Source organism: Ramlibacter sp., from assembly GCF_035706265.1.
In the GTDB taxonomy this organism is placed as follows: Bacteria; Pseudomonadota; Gammaproteobacteria; order Burkholderiales; family Burkholderiaceae_C; genus Ramlibacter.
Genome location: NZ_DASSVG010000706.1, coordinates 1 through 2,064, shown reverse-complemented (window position 1 = coordinate 2,064; position 2,064 = coordinate 1). Strand labels below are relative to the sequence as shown.

Genomic DNA, 2,064 nt, shown 5'->3' with positions numbered 1-2,064 from the left:
GCGCGGGCGGGGGTGGCGGAAACGGCGCCGGTGCCGACGAGCGCCGCGGTTCCCGGCCAGGCGGGGGCCAGCTCGTAGGCTGGTCGCTGAGCGCGGCCGGAGGCGACCGCCTCGGCCGCCGAAGCCCAGCGCTCCCCTGCGCTCGCGCATCGCTGGGCTTTCGCTTCGCTCCAGCACCAGCCTACGAAAAGCCCAGCTCCGGCACCCGCCTCTCAAGAAACACATTTGATGTTCGCAGGTCTTATGCTGCTTCGGGTATTTGCTGGACCTGGAAACCGAGCGCTGCTGCACGGCGTTTGAGCGCGGCGATGTTGCGCTGACGCTGTAGCTCCTCGTAGTGTTCTTGCCCTCGGTCCACGTAGGCCTCGCCGCGCGTGAGCATGAAATAGATCATGCGCGCAAGCTTGTGAGCCACCGCGGTATTGGCGCGGGGAGTGTCCATGCGCAGGCATAGACGGCGGTAGAAGGCACCCAAGGCGGAGTCGCTATGGCGCAAGGACATGACGACCGTCTTGAGCGCCTGGCGAATGCGGTTGGCGGCGAATTTGGTGCGGGCGGAGAGAATCTTGCCGCCGCTGATCTTGGTGCCGGGGCATAGACCGAGCCAAGAGCAGAAGCGCTTGACCGTGGCAAAACGTTGCGCCCCTCGTGGTCCGAGCTCGCTGAGGACTTTCAGCGCCGTGGTGGTTTGAATGCCATTGATTCGGGTGAGATCCACGCCAGTCCAGTCGGCCAGCATCTGACGCAAATCGAACTCCTTGCGTGCCTTTGTGCCCGCCCTGGGGGGCCGGCCGAGATCAACGTGGTGGGAGGTACGGCTGCCGAGAAGATCCTGCAGCTTGCGCTCGCACTCGGTGATGCGTTGGCCAAGAGCGTCGTACATCGTCACCGCCTGGCTGAGGACGAACAGGTGCTCCTCGCGCCAATTGCCTGTCAGTGCCCGCTGCACCTCGGCGACGCTTGCCTTGACGCGGCGGTTGCGGTGGCGTGCCAGCTGCCGTGGGTCGCGTTCGCCGGCCACGATCGCTCGGATGATCGCCTCGCCGGTTTGGCCCATCACGTCGCTGAGCACCTCCGCGAGCTGGATGTTCATCTGAACCAGCTCCTTCTGCATGCGTTGCACCCAGGAAGCTTGCTCGGCGATGAGGGTGTCGCGTTGACGGCAGACCGCGCGGATGACGCGCACGTCCTGTTCAGGCCGCCAGTTGGGACGCAACAGGCCCAAGGCCATAAGCTTCTGGTTCCATTGGCAGTCGAGGATGTCGCTCTTGCGCCCCGGCACCGAGCGCGTCTGCCTGGTGTCGGTCAGCCAGACCTTCAGGCCGCGGCTTTCCAGCACGTCATACAGCGGAATCCAGTACACGCCGGTGGACTCGATCGCCACGTACTCGATACCAAGCCCAAGCAGCCAATCGGCCAGTGCGTGGAGGTCGTCGGTCATGGCGCCGCACCTGCGCACCGGATCACAGTCGGCCTGCTCGGCCAGGCGCGGTGCGGCGCATACCCAGTGCTCTGAGGCACCGACGTCTACGGCTGCGGAATTAGGGAAAACTTCGTCCTGTTGCTTGCGTACGGGCATGGCGCTGCTCCATCATCAAGAGTGAACGGCAGCGCCATGGGAATCGTCGAGGTCGACTCACTCTCTCAAACGGGATGCGGCTTGCGCCGCTCGCCAAAGGCACCGACGAAACCCGGGACCATGCTACGAAGCGGGCTCGCAGACGGCGGGTGACTTCGCCGCGCTCGCACCAGTGGCTGGGCGGTCATCGCGGCGCTGCCGTTCCCCTTGTACCCCGCAGTGTTTCTTCGCACCACCAAGCCCAGGCTCCGCCTGGGCTTAAGCCGCTACGAATCGGCACGCCGCTACACGGCCGCCGTCACGTATCCCGCCCGCTCACCTCCAACCGCTGCGTCCCGTGCCAGGTCTTCCCCGGCGCGAGGTGCACCGGCTGGCCGATGGCGCCGGCTTCGATGCACAGCATCCGCTGCCAATCCTGCGGCGGCATGTCGCCCAGTTGCGCGGCCTTCGCCGGCCCCGGGTTCCACACCACCGTGTCGGTGAAC

At 65.8% G+C, this 2,064-nt stretch carries 1 protein-coding gene and 1 pseudogene; both read right to left on the bottom strand.

What is annotated here, in order from left to right; translation table 11 throughout:
- Positions 1–241 precede the first annotated feature (241 nt).
- The gene (locus VFM98_RS25380) at positions 242–1,579 is read right to left on the bottom strand and encodes an IS110 family transposase (protein WP_325112668.1); all 1,338 of its coding nucleotides are present in this window, start codon (positions 1,577–1,579) and stop codon (positions 242–244) included.
- Between the two features lie 298 nt (positions 1,580–1,877).
- Positions 1,878–2,064, bottom strand: a pseudogene (locus VFM98_RS25375) (D-hexose-6-phosphate mutarotase); the annotation flags it as partial.

Excerpts from the sequence above, each read along its gene's own strand:
- VFM98_RS25380 (WP_325112668.1), bottom strand. The coding sequence starts at position 1,579 with ATGCCCGTACGCAAGCAACAGGACGAAGTTTTCCCTAATTCCGCAGCC.